Annotated in this window: 14 protein-coding genes and 4 pseudogenes; 7 read left to right on the top strand and 11 right to left on the bottom strand. The window is 56.2% G+C overall.

The genetic code is table 11. The features are described 5' to 3' along the window. The first annotated feature begins 117 nt into the window (after positions 1-117). The 3 genes and pseudogenes from DK261_RS23210 to DK261_RS33965 all read left to right on the top strand — a co-directional run bounded on the left by DK261_RS23210 (position 118) and on the right by DK261_RS33965 (position 2561). A complete protein-coding gene (locus DK261_RS23210) occupies positions 118-903 on the top strand; it encodes a helix-turn-helix transcriptional regulator (RefSeq protein ID WP_081363201.1) in 786 nt (261 codons plus the stop codon). An 863-nt stretch (positions 904-1766) separates the two neighbouring features. After that, a pseudogene (locus DK261_RS23220) lies at positions 1767-2030 on the top strand (nitroreductase family protein); the annotation flags it as partial. A 198-nt stretch (positions 2031-2228) separates the two neighbouring features. Continuing rightward, on the top strand, positions 2229-2561 hold the full coding sequence (locus DK261_RS33965; protein ID WP_164486667.1) for a hypothetical protein: 333 nt from the start codon (positions 2229-2231) through the stop codon (positions 2559-2561). 14 nt (positions 2562-2575) lie between these two features. On the opposite strand, the pseudogene DK261_RS33630 reads toward DK261_RS33965, so the two are convergent. After that, positions 2576-2779 (bottom strand): annotated as a pseudogene (locus DK261_RS33630) (IS5/IS1182 family transposase); the annotation flags it as partial. A gap of 399 nt (positions 2780-3178) precedes the next feature. On the opposite strand from DK261_RS33630, the gene DK261_RS23235 reads away from it, so the two are divergent. Further along, a complete protein-coding gene (locus DK261_RS23235) occupies positions 3179-4285 on the top strand; it encodes a polyamine ABC transporter substrate-binding protein (RefSeq protein WP_177411734.1) in 1107 nt (368 codons plus the stop codon). Between the two features lie 338 nt (positions 4286-4623). On the opposite strand, the pseudogene DK261_RS23240 reads toward DK261_RS23235, so the two are convergent. Then, positions 4624-5060 (bottom strand): annotated as a pseudogene (locus DK261_RS23240) (OprD family outer membrane porin); the annotation flags it as partial. 92 nt (positions 5061-5152) lie between these two features. On the opposite strand from DK261_RS23240, the pseudogene DK261_RS23245 reads away from it, so the two are divergent. Beyond that, positions 5153-5698: pseudogene (locus DK261_RS23245) on the top strand (extracellular solute-binding protein); the annotation flags it as partial. 74 nt (positions 5699-5772) lie between these two features. On the opposite strand, the gene DK261_RS23250 reads toward DK261_RS23245, so the two are convergent. The 5 genes from DK261_RS23250 to DK261_RS33635 all read right to left on the bottom strand — a co-directional run bounded on the left by DK261_RS23250 (position 5773) and on the right by DK261_RS33635 (position 9754). Further along, positions 5773-6690 (bottom strand): LysR family transcriptional regulator, encoded by a 918-nt coding sequence (locus tag DK261_RS23250; protein ID WP_081361058.1) that lies wholly within the window; start codon positions 6688-6690, stop codon positions 5773-5775. Positions 6691-6695: 5 nt separating this feature from the next. After that, positions 6696-7253 (bottom strand): DUF924 family protein, encoded by a 558-nt coding sequence (locus DK261_RS23255; RefSeq protein WP_081361056.1) that lies wholly within the window; start codon positions 7251-7253, stop codon positions 6696-6698. Continuing rightward, positions 7253-9004 carry a monovalent cation:proton antiporter-2 (CPA2) family protein gene (locus DK261_RS23260; protein WP_081361055.1) on the bottom strand — a complete coding sequence of 584 codons (1752 nt, stop codon included), beginning with the start codon at positions 9002-9004 and terminating at the stop codon, positions 7253-7255. Before DK261_RS23260 ends, DK261_RS23255 begins: the two co-directional genes overlap by 1 nt. Before the next feature lie 27 nt (positions 9005-9031). Continuing rightward, the gene (locus DK261_RS23265; protein ID WP_081361053.1) at positions 9032-9301 is read right to left on the bottom strand and encodes a hypothetical protein; all 270 of its coding nucleotides are present in this window, start codon (positions 9299-9301) and stop codon (positions 9032-9034) included. A 330-nt stretch (positions 9302-9631) separates the two neighbouring features. Further along, positions 9632-9754, bottom strand: a complete 123-nt coding sequence (locus tag DK261_RS33635) for a hypothetical protein (protein WP_256597596.1) — start codon at positions 9752-9754, stop codon at positions 9632-9634. 289 nt (positions 9755-10043) lie between these two features. On the opposite strand from DK261_RS33635, the gene DK261_RS23270 reads away from it, so the two are divergent. Beyond that, positions 10044-10409, top strand: a complete 366-nt coding sequence (locus tag DK261_RS23270; RefSeq protein ID WP_081361052.1) for a hypothetical protein — start codon at positions 10044-10046, stop codon at positions 10407-10409. A 314-nt stretch (positions 10410-10723) separates the two neighbouring features. On the opposite strand, the gene DK261_RS23275 is transcribed toward DK261_RS23270, so the two are convergent. From DK261_RS23275 to DK261_RS23285, 3 genes are all read right to left on the bottom strand, one after another. Next, positions 10724-11146: a hypothetical protein gene (locus tag DK261_RS23275; RefSeq protein ID WP_081361050.1), complete on the bottom strand. Its 423-nt coding sequence runs from the start codon at positions 11144-11146 to the stop codon at positions 10724-10726. After that, positions 11136-12353 carry an EAL domain-containing protein gene (locus DK261_RS23280; RefSeq protein ID WP_110176498.1) on the bottom strand — a complete coding sequence of 406 codons (1218 nt, stop codon included), beginning with the start codon at positions 12351-12353 and terminating at the stop codon, positions 11136-11138. Before DK261_RS23280 ends, DK261_RS23275 begins: the two co-directional genes overlap by 11 nt. A gap of 383 nt (positions 12354-12736) precedes the next feature. Next, positions 12737-13672, bottom strand: a complete 936-nt coding sequence (locus tag DK261_RS23285) for a fimbrial protein (RefSeq protein WP_081361047.1) — start codon at positions 13670-13672, stop codon at positions 12737-12739. 126 nt (positions 13673-13798) lie between these two features. On the opposite strand from DK261_RS23285, the gene DK261_RS33970 reads away from it, so the two are divergent. After that, positions 13799-13978, top strand: a complete 180-nt coding sequence (locus DK261_RS33970) for a hypothetical protein (protein ID WP_371923104.1) — start codon at positions 13799-13801, stop codon at positions 13976-13978. Positions 13979-14108: 130 nt separating this feature from the next. Here DK261_RS33970 and DK261_RS23295 read toward each other — a convergent pair whose 3' ends face one another. Beyond that, entirely contained in the window at positions 14109-15065 is a 957-nt protein-coding gene (locus DK261_RS23295) for a fimbrial protein (protein WP_081361044.1), read from the bottom strand.

The raw sequence follows: 15065 nt of genomic DNA on the forward strand, positions 1-15065 counted from the left end.
GCATGTGGACTCGCAATCGCCAAACTGAACAGCACCCGCTAGGGCTGAAATGGAGTATGGAGAGCCATAAAACGGAAAGTAATTACTTCGATGGGGTAACCCCGTATGGGTAGAAACGTGAGCATTACATTGCACGACATGGCCTGGCACCAGGCGATTGGCAGGCTGATAGAGGCACTTGACCGCCCTAATTTCTGGCTGGCCCTGGTGCGTCTGCTGGATAGATACATTCCGGTGGACAGTTGGGTTGTGCTGATTTTCAGCAATGGCCGTCCGCAGGTACTCGCAGAATGCCCAGGCAAGGATGGCGGGCCAGATCCACTCTTTCAGGATTACCTCAAAGGCCTGTATCTGCTCGACCCCTTTTACCTGGCCAACCGGGAAGCACCGCAGAACGGTTTGTTTTGGCTAGCCGACGTGGCGCCGGAGTGCTTCGAACAAACCGACTACTACCAACGCTACTTCCGCCTCAATGTCGTTGCCGACGAGGTACATATCAACGTCCAGCTTGACTCGGAACGCACCCTCAGCCTATCGCTGGGAAGTGAGTGTCTCTTCAGTGCAGAGCAGACCGCCCTACTCACACTCATCCAGTTCTGGGTCGCCGCCCTGATGCGTCAGCGCATGGCATTCGAGCGGGAAACGCTGGAGCAGAACACGTCGCCGACACCAAGCTGGCAGAGCTGGCTGGACTCCACTGACCAGCAGTTGGAAACGCCGCTTTCCGCCCGTGAACTGGAAGTCGGCCGGCTTATGCTTAGCGGCTGCTCGAACAAGGAGATCGCGCGCAAGCTGGCGATTTCCGCAGAGACTGTGAAGGTCCATCGCAAGCACATGTACAGCAAGCTCGGCATTAAATCTCAGTCCGAGCTGTTCTCACTGTTCTTGAACGCACAGAGCTGAAGCCGTTGTTTCCTGATGGCTTCAGTTCCTAAGATAATCGGCTTCGCTGCCACGCTTGCACATCAAGCGAATGCTTACCTGACTATCAAAGTCAGGCTTTAGTGCGCAAAACTGAATGACTGACTGGGTTGTTCTCTGCCGGTCATGGCCACGCAGCGTGATGGTCAAGTCCCATGCAAACAGCTGGTCAAATCAGTGCAACTACCCAGCTGGGCATGGAGCTGTCGCCCAGGTCAGCCGTGATTGCAACGGCACCTATTGCAATTCTCATCCTGGTGCAAATTCTTATACGAATAAGGGCAGTAAAACAGCATTGAACTAGCCGCTTCCAACAAACCCTCCCCGCTTGAGGAAACCGGCGCATTGCGGAACGCAGTCAAATGGCTTCTGCCCACCTGAGTCGGGTGTGCGATTCTGCCAGGTCCGATTGCATGTGGTTTCACAGCCAGTCGAAACGACTGGCCAGGGTTGTCGATAGGAGGGGTTCCTCCTGATCTTCGGCCTGACAGTCTCGAATTTCGTAGAGTTCGTCGGCTTCGCAGGACGTTCGCTGAACCCGACAGGCGCGAGATCTGCGGATAGCGTCGTAAACCTCAAGTACGTTTTGGGTGTCACCTTCAAGCACACGAGTCCTCCCCAATAGGTGTGCAAGCAGTCAGGCATCTTCAAGCCTCTGCCCTGCACCAGCTCCTTGATGGGGACGTATGGCGTGAGCGGCGTTACCGATCAGCACTACGCGACCATGTGTGTGTGTAGCCCGCAAGCTCTTCCAGTTCGTGAAGTGCCCCCTACCACCACTCAGCAAAGGCTTTTAGCATCTGGGTCTCGCTGGTGCTTTTGACCCAAGGTGTGTCTTGTGGCCATACCAGGACAACCCGCAGTTTCAGCGCAACGAAGCCATTCGCTCCTCCGGCTCGCTAGCGGCCGTGACCCTGATGCTGGCCGCGAAGGGCCAAGGACTGGTTTCGGCGCCCATGATCGGGTTCGACCAGTTGACAGTGGCGCAAGCGTTTGGTCTCTCCGCGACGGAGGTTCCAGTGATGTTGGTCACCGTTGGCTATCCTGGCTCGGCCAACTGGCCACAAAAACCTCGTAAAGCCGTTAAAGACGTTCTGCAGTTCGTGTAAGTGAATGCTGCCAGCGGTAGTCAAGAAGTGCTCATCACCAGGTCCATTGCCACCAACACCGCGATTTCCCCATCCCTTGCACCGTGACCGGAACATGCGCATCCAACTGGGACTTTCCTCTGGTCGACTTGGGCCTCATCATCACCACACAGTTGCCACAAAGGGTGCCATCCTGGTGCCTTGCCGGAGGACATGATCATGCAGGCACTGCCCGATCGCTTTGGGGCGCAAACCCGTCGTATCGCGTTCCTCTGGCTGCTGATCAGTACAGGCCCTTCTTCTCTTCAGTTGTTCGCTCTGTTGCTTCTGAGCACATTCAAGGCGGCGCACATGCCAGAGTGCATCACAGAAGTGAAGCGAACTCTCCAGGCCTACCACTTCGCTGGCGCGCGGACCATAGGCGACGAAGTCCCGCGCACCGGCGAGCATGGTATTGAGCACGAACCGGCCCAACGGTGCGAGAGCGCCTTACAGCCACTCAAGGTCAATGCTGTTGCGTGTAATGGCAAATCAAGCCGGTGGTTGGACTGAATCCGATTGAGTTAGCCGTAGATATAGATCTTCAGCGAGATACAGGATGGGTAGGCCGGATGACCTGTAGCAGGATCAACACTTTTGAACCCAAGCGCGCCTAGGTCGAGCTCATCGACGAAAACGTCGACTACACGGACTGGATTTTCTTCGACTAGGTAATCGTCCAACCACTCCGACTGCAACGCGCCTTGCAACTGAGCCTCACCTTTACTGATCTTTGACGGTGGACAACCTTTGCAGGTTCCACTCTGGCTGGGCACTCAACTCATGAAGGTAATCCACATCAATTGCCCCATCAGCGAACAGCAGTTTATTTATCGAGATTCGCGAGTTGCTGATCCTATCGGATGGTTGCTGCTGGCGGGCCGGATGATCCCATGCGGATGTTAAGGAGAATCCGTCAGTAGAGTGCTTAGATATCTTGGGATAGTTAATCAAGTCGATTTTTATTTGATTACGTGCTCCATGGCACAGTATTTGCTTTTTTTCGATGGATAAACCAGATAAATATCGGTGTTATCCAAGATCGCTTATCCGTAAACGTGTTCCACACAGTCATTACAAGGACACAGTCCCAAACAAACGTGGCATCCATAAAGGTTGGATTGAAATTGATAAAAAACAGCCCCCCCCGCTTAATCATCAGCGCCCTTTGCGGGCTCTGCCTACTCAGCTCACTCGCCAGTGCGGAAGAACGCACCCTGCGCGTCTACAACTGGTTCGACTACATCACCCCCAAGGCCCTGGAAGACTTCAAGGCCGAGAACAGCCAGGTCAAGCTGATCTACGACATCTTCGACACCAACGAGGCGCTGGAGGCCAAGCTGCTGACCGGCAACTCCGGCTACGACGTGGTGGTGCCGTCCAACGTGTTCCTCGCCAAGCAGATCGAGGCCGGGGTGTTCCAGCCGCTGGACCGTAGCAAGCTGCCGAACTGGAACCACCTCGATCCCAAGCTGATGAAGCTGATCGAAGCCAACGACCCGGGCAACCAGTTCGCCGTGCCCTACATGTACGGCACCATCCTGATCGGCTTCAACCCGGCCAAGGTCAAGGCCGCCCTCGGCGAGAACGCGCCGGTGGACAGCTGGGACCTGATCTTCAAGGAAGAGAACATCAGCAAGCTCAAGCAGTGCGGCGTGGCCCTGCTCGACTCGCCGTCGGAGATCCTGCCGCTGGCCCTGCAGCACCTGGGCCTGGACCCCAACAGCAAGCAGCCGGCGGACTACGCCAAGGCCGAAGCGCTGCTGCTGAAGATCCGCCCCTACGTCACCTACTTCCATTCGTCCAAGTACATGGCCGACATCGCCAACGGCGACATCTGCGTGGCGGTGGGGTATTCCGGCAGCTTCTCCCAGGCCGCCAACCGCGCCAAGGAAGCCAAGAATGGTGTGGTGGTGGACATGCGCCTGCCCAAGGAAGGGGCGCCGATCTGGTTCGACATGCTGGCGATCCCCAAAGGCGCGAAGAACCCGGACGATGCCTACACCTTCATCAACTACCTGCTGCAACCGAAGGTGATCGCCCCGGTCAGCGACTTCGTCGGCTACCCGAACCCGAACAAGGACGCCACCGAGCTGGTCGATCCGGCGATCCGCAACAACCCCAACCTGTACCCGACCGACGCGGCGATGAGCACGCTGTACACCTTGCAGCCGCTACCCCGCGACGCAGAGCGGGCCCGGACCCGAGCCTGGACCAAGATCAAGTCGGGTACCTGAGTCTAACAAGGTGGATGGTTGGTACTGCAGCCATCCACCTCATGCTGTTTGAGCGATAGTTGCCAGATTCAATGAGCTTGACATCGAGATCATATATCCGCAGTCCGGAGCTCCGGAGATGAAAGGGACAACTGAAGGTTTTTTCGACACGCTGGAGCCCTGGATTGATCTATCCACTTCCAGGACGACGTTTCCAGCGCCCAACAATGGTGCCATTACCCTTCAGAAGTGCCCCCTTATCGGATCTTGAGTAGATTTTGATCGAATGAATGATTGTGGATTATTACCATCAACGCCTCTATTGCGGCCTTGGAGATACTACTCCGGCTCAAGTTTGATCAACACAAGTGCATTGCCAGATCGGCATCCAGTTCGGCCTGGGCCTTGTTGCCGCGGTGCACGGCGTGGCGCAGGGTGACGGCGAGGTTTTTCGCCGGTCCGGACTGCACCACGTACTTGGGTCGATGCCGCTGCCACGAACATACAGGGCTCTGAAGGTCAGGCCGGGAACCTGGTAGCCGGCCATGTTGAGGTCGTAGCGGGCCTGCCAGGAGGCTTCTTCAGGGGCGTTGAAGTCCGACAGGGCCACGGCGTTACTGAGCAGGATCGCGCCGCGGGTGACGTAGTCGTAAGGCGTGTCGCCGTCGACCTTCTGGTAGCCCAGGCCAAAGCTGTGGGCGCCGCTCCTGTAGGTCGACATCAGGCTCCAGGTGGTGTTGCCGATGCGTCCGGACAGGGCCTGCGCATGGCACAGCACGGCGTATGTACGCAAGTTCTATGCGGTGAAGTAACGCCTGGCACAAACAACAACGGCGCCCGCGGGCGCCGTTGTCATGTCGGGCGAAAACCGCCCGTGCGCTCAATCATCTCGCCCTGCACTACCTTGGCCTGCCCCCCAACAGCAGCAGCCCTGAGGACTACAAAAAAGCCGAAGCGCTGATGCTGAAACTGCGTCCGCACATCACCTACTTTAATTCGTCGAAGATCGGCAGCGATCTGGCCAATGGTGATATCTGCGTGGCCCTGACCTGGTCCGGCGCAGTATTCGGTGCGAAGCAAGCCGCCAAAGAAGCCGGAAAAGGCGTGAGAATCGAATACAGCATCCCCGTTGAGGGTGCACCGCTGTGGTCAGACAACCTGGTGCTGGTGAAAGATGGCAGCCATCCCGAGCAGGGGCTGATGTTCATCAACTATATGTTGCGCCCTGGAGTGATAGCGTCCACTACCGATCTGGCGCTCACTGCCAACGCCAACAAAGACGCGACTGCGCTGGTTTCGGCCGAGGTCAATGACAACCCGAACATCTACCCCGCCGCAGACGTGATAGCCAAGCTGTTCACCCTGCAATCTCAGTCCCATGCGACCGAACGTGTACGCTCGCGCTCATGGAGCAACATCAAGAATGGCAACTGAGCCGGCTTCCACTGCGGCGTATGAGTCTTCCGTGTGAGAGCTTCAGCATGACCACAGCGGACAGGCGCAGCGAATCAGAGCGACCCGGGGGCCTCAAGATGGGGTTGCATCAACGCTTCGAACCAATCAATGAACGCATTAAGCCGACGCGAGCGTTGGCGTCGATGTGGGTACAGCAGCGAGACCGGCATCGACGCGGCGCGAAATTCGGGCATGACCTCCACCAGTTGCCTGGAATCGAGCAGGTGTTGCACGTCGAACCGGGGGATCTGAATCAACCCCATTCCCGCCATGCAGCAGGCGATATAGCTCTCGGCGTTATTGACGATCACCCAGCTGGGTACCGGCACCTCGTGGGTCTTGCCAGCGCTCACATACTCCCAGGGCAGCTCACGACCGTTATTCGGCGAGGCATACCCTACCGAGAAATGCCCATGGGTCAGGTCTCCCGGCTCCCTCGGGGTGCCATGCTGACGAAGATAACCAGGAGGGGCACAGTTGATCAGCGCGATCTGCCCGATCGTTCGCGCGATCAGGCTGCTGTCGAGCAGATGACCAATGCGGACGACGCAATCGACCCCTTCCTGTACCAGATCGATAGAGCGGTCGGTGGAGCCCAAAGCGAGCTGCAGCCCTGGATAGCTGCGCTTGAGAGTCGGCAGGGCCGGTGCGATCAACCTTCGGGCGATGCGACTGGGAACATCGATGTTCAAACGCCCCGATACTTGGTGCTGATGCAGCTGAAACAGCCGCTGGATGTCGTCAGCATCCGTCAGTAACCGTCGTACCCGCTCCAGCAACTGAGTGCCATCGGCGGTCAATTGAACCCGCCGTGTCGTTCGATGCAATAGCCGTACGCCCAGGTCTGTCTCCAGCTCCTGAATAGCGGCGGACACCGAAGCCCGTGGCAATTCGAGCATGTGGGCCGCCTTGATGAAGCTGCCCATTTCGGAGACCTGGATGAAAATACGGTACTGGATAAGCTTGTCCATAATGGCTAGCCGGCGAAGCCCCCCTCCTCCAGAAAACGCTTTTCCTCAGGCGTACTCTCGCGTCCGAGCAGTCGATTGCGATGCGGGAAACGAGCAAATCGGCGGATCACCTCCCGATGCCCTTCGGCATGGGCGAGCCAGGGTTGCCCCAGGCGAGCATTGAGCAGGACTGAAAAGTCCTGGTCGATGAGGTCCTCGGAATGGGCAAAGGGCAGGCAGAAGAATAGCCTCAGGTCGGCAGCGACCTCCTCCATATGCCCCGCTGCCTGTGCCAGGCGGGCGAAATGTCGAGCCAGGACGTCCGTCGCATACATATCCGCCGAACCACGAAAAGCATTGCGCGGAAACTGGTCGAGCAAGATCAGCAGCGCCAGCGAACCCTCGGGCGTATTCCGCCAAACCTCGCATTCACCTCGCACCACCGCCCGATGCCGATCGAGAAAAAGCTCGCGAAAACGTTGGTCGAACGCTGGGTCCTTGGCGAACCACTGACTGGCGCCCGCCTCCCGCCAGAACCGGACGACAGCGGCTGCCTGCTTGTCGTTGATAAAAGCCATGAACATCAGTCCTTGGATACCGTGTTGCCCAGGATCATGGACCTGCCGGCATAGATGCCGCCCGCCACCTCCAGCGCCAGGCGCTCGGCGTCCTTGCGGCGCAATTCATCTGCAATCGCCTCGGCCCCGTCGGGTGTCGCGCCCAGCACCTTCGATGCCTCTTGTCCAAAGGTCATGGCTGACTCAAAGGTGACGCGGATCTGGTAATCCACATCGGCGTTGATCAGTTCGATGGCATGCTCCCGGTCGAGGGCGCGCGCCAGTACACGGGCATGGGGAAACCGGGTCTTAGCATATTCGACGATCCGGGTGGCGGCCTTGCGGTCGTCGACGCACACCAGGATGGCACGGGCGTGGTGCGCTCCAGCGGCATGTAGTACGTCGGGATAGGTGCCGTCGCCGTAATACACCTTGAAGCCGAAATCCTTGGCGTCGCGTATCACCTGAGGCTGGTTATCGATGATGGAAATATCGGCCCCCATCGCCAGCACATGCTGACTCACGATCTGCCCAAAACGCCCGAAGCCGATGATCAGCACGCTGCCGGCCAGATTCTCCGGCGCTTGCAGGCCTTCCAGGGAGGCTCCGGGCTTCGGCCCCCAGCGACGGTAGACGATGACCACCAACGGCGTCAGCGCCATGGAGAGCACGACCACGGCGGTCATGTTGGCGTTGACCTCAGGGGCGATCACACCACTGGCCAAGGCAGCGCCAAAGAGCACAAAGGCGAACTCGCCGCCCTGGGCCATCAGCACGGCCCGGTCCAAGGCATCGACGTGAGAGCTCCTCGTCAGCCGCGCCAGGCTGTAGATGCACAGTGACTTGACGGCCATCATCGCCAGCACGCCGGCGACGATGAGCGGCCAGTTGTGCGCGACCACCCTCAAGTCCAGCGACATCCCGACGCCCAGGAAGAACAGCCCCAGCAGTAAACCACGGAAGGGCTCGATATCCGCCTCGAGCTGGTGACGGAAAGTCGACTCCGACAACAACACCCCGGCAAGGAAGGCCCCCATGGCCATGGACAGGCCACCCAGTTGCATCAACAGCGCTGCGCCCAGCACCACCAGCAACGCAGCCGCGGTCATCACCTCGCGCGCCCTGGCGTTGGCCAGGATGTAGAATAACGGGTTGAGCAGCCAGGTCCCCACGGCGATCAGCGCCGCGAGCGAGCTTGCGGCGATACCAATGCTGAACCAGCGCGAATCGGCAACCGGCGCAGAAGGATCGACAGGCGCGATGAACGCCACCAGCGCCAACAGCGGTACGATCAACAGGTCTTCGAAAAGCAGTATGGCCACGATCTTCTGTCCGCGTGCTGCGGCAATGTCACCACGCTCGCCCAACAGTTGCATGACGATGGCGGTGGACGTAAGCACAAAGCCCATCGCGCTGACGAAGGACACCGCCAGCGGAAAGCCGAACGTCACCCCTACCCCGGTCAGCAACACACCACAGGCCAGTGTCTGTAGGCTGCCCAGGCCGAAGATGTCGCGCCGCATGCTCCACAAATGAGAGGGACGCATTTCCAGGCCGATGACGAAGAGAAACATCACCACTCCTAACTCGGCAGTGTGCAAGATGGTTTGGGGGTCGTTGAACAGGCCCAGCCCGAAGGGGCCGATCACCAACCCCGCCGCCAGATAGCCCAGTACGGAGCCCAGGCCCAGGCGCTTGAACAGGGGCACCGCCACCACTGCCGCTCCCAGCAAGGTCACGACCTTGACCAGATCACCCGCGCTGCCCTCTACCGACATAAATGAATCTCCCGTATCCAAGGCGTGTCAGGCATGGGCAAACTGCCAGAGAGCAATGCCCGCGGCGAAGGTAGGTACGGCGAAGACCAGCAATAGGATAGGTAACTCCTGGCGCACGCTATAACCCGCGTAGGTGACACCCACCCACATATTGATGCCTGCCATCAGCAGCCAGAAAGGAACAAAGGCCCTGGTCGCCAGTACCATGCCCAGGCTGTTCCCACCCCAGAGCCAGCCGAACAGGATAAACACCAGCAGAAGGACCAAGCCTCCCGCTATGACCATCAGCACATGCATATCCAATCTCCTTGTTCAGGCAACGCCCTGCCCCGACACGCCTCGGGCAATAAGCGATAAAAACCGTTGCGTCTTGCAGGCACGGGCAAACGTACGGATATGAGAAGGCTCAAACCGCCCAGGCATCGGGTGTGGATCCTGTATGGAAAATCGAAAGAGAACAGCAGCGTTTCGCGTAACCCCCCCTGCAAGACACATGAAAGGGAGGGTCGACCATGAGAAATATCCACCCTGCCCTCTGGGTAGCATCGAAGTGTAGGTAGGCGGAACCGACCGATAAACTCGGCTAATCTGGATAGACAATCCCAAAATTCAGTCTAGTTAAAAATGTTATCCCTTCTCCTCGCTGGTTTTTGCCTGAAAGAATGGCGAGAAGTCGGCAAAATCGTCGAAAACGCCGGAACATTCGGGATCATTTTCACCTGATAAATGAAAAGAGATGGCATCCATCACTTACCGGCTACCTGAACTAACAGAGAAAATCTCGGTCAATTGAACGCAACAAAAAAGTTTAATGACGTCGTGCCTGCATTACCTGTCGTAGGTATTTGGAGTGGGTATCTTCCTGCCACTTATAGTAACTCGAGCGCTAACCCGAGAACCTAAGAAACAGAACTGCCCACCCTAGTTACTCTTGGTAATACTTTCTATGATTGACGGCGATCAATTGTTGTCAAAAAAATACTTGGCCGATCTGATTCGGTCATTACAGCTCGATTCAATTCTCAGGTAGAGGTGGCGTATGTATATCGTCAAGAAAGCACCGAGCTTGGCAATGGTGGGAATCCTGATGGGTGGTTTTTTTCAATCATCCGTTCAGGCTGAAGGCATCATTGGCTCGGCACTCAACGGTGCAGCCAATATCACCGGGGCGGCGCTGGGTGGGGCCGCCAATGTCACTGGGGCCGCGCTGGGAGGTGCGGCGAATATCACTGGAACAGCACTCGGCGGCGCAGCAAACGTTACAGGGACAGCACTCGGTGGGGCCGACAATGTGACCGGCACTGCGCTCGGCGCTCCCAGATACAGTTCCGACGATGACTATGACCCGCCACCACCAAAGCATCGCCGCCATCAGCAACAGCGTTATTACCAGGATAATAACTAACAGCAGCAGCTGTCTTATCCAAGCCAGCCAGAAACTGATGTTTTGTTGTGGATGGCGGCAAGGGCTCAACAGGTAGCGGGAAAACTTTCAGAGGGCGATAGCGTTCACTTGTTTTTAAGTGGGCACTATCGCCCTTTTTTAGTGCAACCAATGCTCAGCGAATACTCATCCGAAACAAAAGCTCATACGTAAAGGGTTACCGCCCATGGCAGATAACACCATTGTGGGCTTGCCTTTATTTATACCTCTATAGTTCGCGCCCTGGTATAGGGCGGATCAACTTGGTAAATGCACTATAACTGGGCGCTGATCCATCAAGAGTGACTTATCGTTTTATGTGCCGGTTCGTTGAGCATGGGCTGGTCGACTTTGTGGATCAGTTGCTTGATCGGTACGCCTTCGGGCAATTGCATGGAGCTGAAGACAATCCGGGATTTGACCTGGGCACCAAGCCTCGCCAATTGGTACTCCGGTACATCGTAGATGAAAGCTTGGCGGATCAGCGGATGGTCCAAGCAAAACGCCAACAGGTTGAAACGGACGTTGAGCGTCAAGCCGGCATTGATCAGCACCAGGTCGAAGGCAGTGTCGCCGTACTCCAGCAACGTTAGCATCTCCTCCAGGCTCGACGCCGGCGCGATGCCGTAGTAACCCTCGCGGTTAAAGTCCCGCTCCAGGCGCAAGCGCTGAAAGTGCTGTGGGTCAGCGATCATGATGCGTAATGCTTTATTGGCCATGGGCTGCTCCTAGCGACCGTTCAACTGTGCGCTGCAGCCAGCGCAGCAGATCGGCACCGTTCATGGCCCGGGAATGCCAGTAGCCCTGCCCCTGGGTACAGCCCAGTGTCAGTAGCTCCTGGTGCTGCTCGGCGGTCTCGATACCCTCGATCACTACAGACATGCCCAGGGTCTGCCCCAGCGCCAGGGTGCTGGCGACTACGGCCCGGCAACGAGGCTCATGCTTGAGACCGCGGACAAACTCCGCGTCGAGTTTGATTTCGTTGAAGGGCAGTTGGCACAGGCGCTGCAACGAGGAGAAGCCCGCGCCGAAATCATCGATCGACAAGCGACACCCCATGATGCGCAGGCGCACCAGGTTTTCCAGGGACACCGCTGGAGCCTCCAGCAAACCACTCTCAGTCAACTCAAAGGTCAAACTGCAACCCGGTGCCTGGAACATGGCGAGGATCCGTTTGATCTGCGACGTCAACTCCACATTGGCCAACTGCGCCGCATGCAGATTGAACGCCAGGTTCAACTCCCCTCCCCGGCTCCTGACCTGCCGCTGCAAGCTCAACGCCTGGAGCATCAAGCTGAACAGCAACTCATCCATCAGCCCACAGTGCTCCACCGTCGCAAGAAACGTCGCCGGCGACAACAGGCCCTTGAACGGATGGTTCCAGCGCGCAAGAACCTCCACCCCCAACACCTCGCCGGTTTTCAAATCAAACTTGGGTTGGTAATAGGGCTCCAATTGTTCGTCGAGTAAGGCCCGTCGCACCTGCTCCTCGTTGGCCAACTCCATATCCGTGAGTGGCGACAATACGGCCGGCTGCCGGCTCAAATAGTCCTCCAGCAGTTGCCGCAGGGTTTCAGCCTGCAAGGGTTTACCGATATCACCGAGCATGTGCAGCCCCAACAATGCGCCCATTTGCCGAACCGTACGGCGCACATCGAAAGGCAGGTAACTGCTGATAATGATGGCCCCCAACTGTCCGGTTGCTCCGGCCCGTTGAATGAACTCCAGACCATCCATGCCTTCCATTTGCAAGTCGCACAGGACCACATCCACAGGGCCGGCCTCTTGCAGGATGGCAAGGGCCTCGCCACCGCTGCTAGCCTCCAGCACTTCGCGACAACCCAGCTGCATCAATAGACTGACGGCTACGGAGCGTTGAAATAGATGCTCTTCAAGCACCAGAACACGGAGCGGCAGGCTGGCCATTGGGGTCACTCGGTTGCAAATGGAATACGCCAATTTTCCGGGAGTAGACGGGGTGAAGACAGTAGAAACAGTCCGTACTCTGATAGGAAATTTCTCGGAAACCAGGAGAAAATGCCTTAGCTCCTGGTTACGGTAATTGCTCTACGGGACAGCCCATCAGGGTTAACAGGCGTGCCGTTTCGGCCTGCTGCAGGGGCTGCATGAACGACCGGAATGCGTAAGTATGTTGCCGGGGGCTCAGACCTTGCGTCGACTCATCTCAGCTTGAGGACTTGAGTTATGGCGACAAAAATTTTCTGTGTGCTGCGCCAATGCCTTGTTCTGGTGGTCGTTGATATTTGATGGATCCACAGCGGCATGCGACATAAGTACAGGTGGGGAAGTCAGTTATACGTCATGGTAAAAGTTGCTGTCCCGTTGGCCTGGCCGGCCTTGACATCTGGGCTGGTCTGATAATAACGCGCAACAAACGGAATGTTGTACGGACCATTATTAGCCGTTACGCCCGCCTGGACTGGTGTACCAAAGTTCACTGGTACACCATCGCGAGTGATTTTTATCCCCACGCCACTGGCGGCATTGCCCGTGGCGGATGAGTTAATTGCCATCACTCCCGCCGCACCAGAACTATCAGCGGGCGCGTCAAGCTTGAAATCAACCCGAGTGCCAGCGCCGCAGTCAAGTGGGATAACGAACTGAACCGGGCTCCCTTCGTACCCTACGCCTGTAAATGTGCTGCGTTGTACATTGCCCATCGGTACATTGATCGCGGTGTTAGTGACTGAACACCCCACAGGAACTATAGTGTTGGTTCCTGTCAAGTTTATATCAGTAAGCCTGAGAGTATCAACGTTGATAAATGCCAAGGTGCCAGGGGTTAAGGTACCGCTACCAGTAGGGCCAACTGACGTCTTGATTAAAGAGGCCGTAACGTTGCCGGTAACAAAAGAACTGCCTGCGACATATGATTTCGTATATGGGAATGTATTTTGACCACGCTCTAACAACAGCCCCACACCAGCAACATTAGTATTATAAACGCTTTTCCCATAAGCGCTAAGTATCGTAAACTTATCAATACCTAAGATAAAATTGTAATTCGATGTGCAGGTGTATAGCCCAGTTTCTTGGTATACTGTTTTGGTTGACAGAATCGCTCCAAGGGGAGCGCCCTGCTGAACCAGCACGATCCCGAAATCTATATTACTTACTACCTTGTTGCTGTTGCCATCCTGAAAATAGCATACAGCCCATGCTCCCCCGGGAAGGATTATCAGCGTACCCAGTAGCGAGACGATAATTGCTTTGATGTTTCTCATTTTCTTACTCTCTAATTGCCCGATTATCGACAAACAAAATCGGATGTCGCCAGAGCTTCTCCCGAGGGAGCTGTCGATCCTGCACCAGCTTGCCAAAGACTGAGCGACAAGCAGATCGGCGAAGACGTGCTGCTCAGCAACAAGACCATCAGCCTGTATAAAGCCCGACTGATCGAGAAGCTCAATGTGAGCTCCCCGGTGTGCCTGTCGGACCTGGAATCTGATCTGATGAAGTACTCACTGCACAGATGCTTGGTCCAGCTCCTTGCTCTGGCGTCACAAGGCTCAGGTTGCCAGGTGGCTTGAATCGGCTGTTTTCAAATCGCAACGTTAATCCAATACGGAAAAATCGTGCCTTTCGGTGTGCTGCGCCAACGCCTTGTTCTGGTGTTTGATGAATCCACAGCGGCATGCGACATAAGTACAGATGGGGAAATCAGTTATACGTCATGGTAAACGTTGCTGTTCCGTTGGCCTGCCCGGCCTTGACAGCGTTGCTGGTCTGATAATACTGCGCAACAAACGGAATGTTGTATGCACCACTATTAGCCGTCACCCCTACCGGGACTGTTGTACCAAAGGCCACTGCAGAACCATTACGTGTGATTTTTATCCCTACCCCACTGGCGGCATTGCCCGTGGAGGATGAGTTAATTGCCATCACCCCCGGCACACCAGAACTATCGGAGGTCGCGTCAATCCTGAAGTTAACCCGAGTGCCAGCGTCGCAGTTAAGTGGGATAAGGAACTGAACCGGATTCCCTTCGTACCCTACGCCTGTAAATGTGCTGCGTTGTACATTGCCCATCGGTACATTGATGGCGGTGTTAGTGACTGAACACGCCACAGGAACAATAGTGTTGATTCCTGTCAAATTGAGCTCAAAAACCCTTAGGGTGTCGACGTTATCAAATACCAATGTGCCAAGGGTTAAGTTACCGCCACCAGTGGAACCAACTGATGTTTTGATTAACGAGGCTTTATAGCTTCCGATATGGCGCGTGGTGCCTGCGGGATAGTTCCATGTAGACGAAGGTGCAATCGGGAGCGGATAGGTAGTGCCATTATATGTGTACTCTAGCAACAGTCCAACGCCAGCGACATTAGTACTGTAAACGTTGTTACCATAAGAGCTAGGAGTCGGAAATTTACTTATATTAAATGTGTAAGAATAAGACGATGAGCAAGTGTAGTATCCAGTTGAGATGATTGTTGAGCTAGTGGCCAGAATCGTTCCGGGGGGAGTGTCCCGTTGAATCGTCACAGCACCGAAGTTTATATTACTTACTTGCTTGCTATTGCCAGCATTTAAAGTGCATACAGCCCACACTGCCCCGGGAAGAACTGCCAACGTACTAAGTAGCGAGACGATAATTACTTTGGTATTTCTCAT

It is taken from the genome of Pseudomonas sp. RW409 (assembly GCF_003184125.1).
In the GTDB taxonomy this organism is placed as follows: Bacteria; Pseudomonadota; Gammaproteobacteria; order Pseudomonadales; family Pseudomonadaceae; genus Aquipseudomonas; species Aquipseudomonas chlororaphis_I.

Bases quoted from the DNA above. Each gene is read 5' to 3' on its own strand.
- DK261_RS23280 (WP_110176498.1), bottom strand. From the start codon at position 12,353: ATGGCCAGCCTGCCGCTCCGTGTTCTGGTGCTTGAAGAGCATCTATTT.
- DK261_RS23250 (WP_081361058.1), bottom strand. From the start codon at position 6,690: ATGGACAAGCTTATCCAGTACCGTATTTTCATCCAGGTCTCCGAAATG.
- DK261_RS23295 (WP_081361044.1), bottom strand. From the start codon at position 15,065: ATGAGAAATACCAAAGTAATTATCGTCTCGCTACTTAGTACGTTGGCA.
- DK261_RS23270 (WP_081361052.1), top strand. From the start codon at position 10,044: ATGTATATCGTCAAGAAAGCACCGAGCTTGGCAATGGTGGGAATCCTG.
- DK261_RS23275 (WP_081361050.1), bottom strand. From the start codon at position 11,146: ATGGCCAATAAAGCATTACGCATCATGATCGCTGACCCACAGCACTTT.
- DK261_RS23255 (WP_081361056.1), bottom strand. From the start codon at position 7,253: ATGTTCATGGCTTTTATCAACGACAAGCAGGCAGCCGCTGTCGTCCGG.
- DK261_RS23260 (WP_081361055.1), bottom strand. From the start codon at position 9,004: ATGTCGGTAGAGGGCAGCGCGGGTGATCTGGTCAAGGTCGTGACCTTG.
- DK261_RS33965 (WP_164486667.1), top strand. From the start codon at position 2,229: ATGCAGGCACTGCCCGATCGCTTTGGGGCGCAAACCCGTCGTATCGCG.
- DK261_RS23265 (WP_081361053.1), bottom strand. From the start codon at position 9,301: ATGCATGTGCTGATGGTCATAGCGGGAGGCTTGGTCCTTCTGCTGGTG.
- DK261_RS23285 (WP_081361047.1), bottom strand. From the start codon at position 13,672: ATGAGAAACATCAAAGCAATTATCGTCTCGCTACTGGGTACGCTGATA.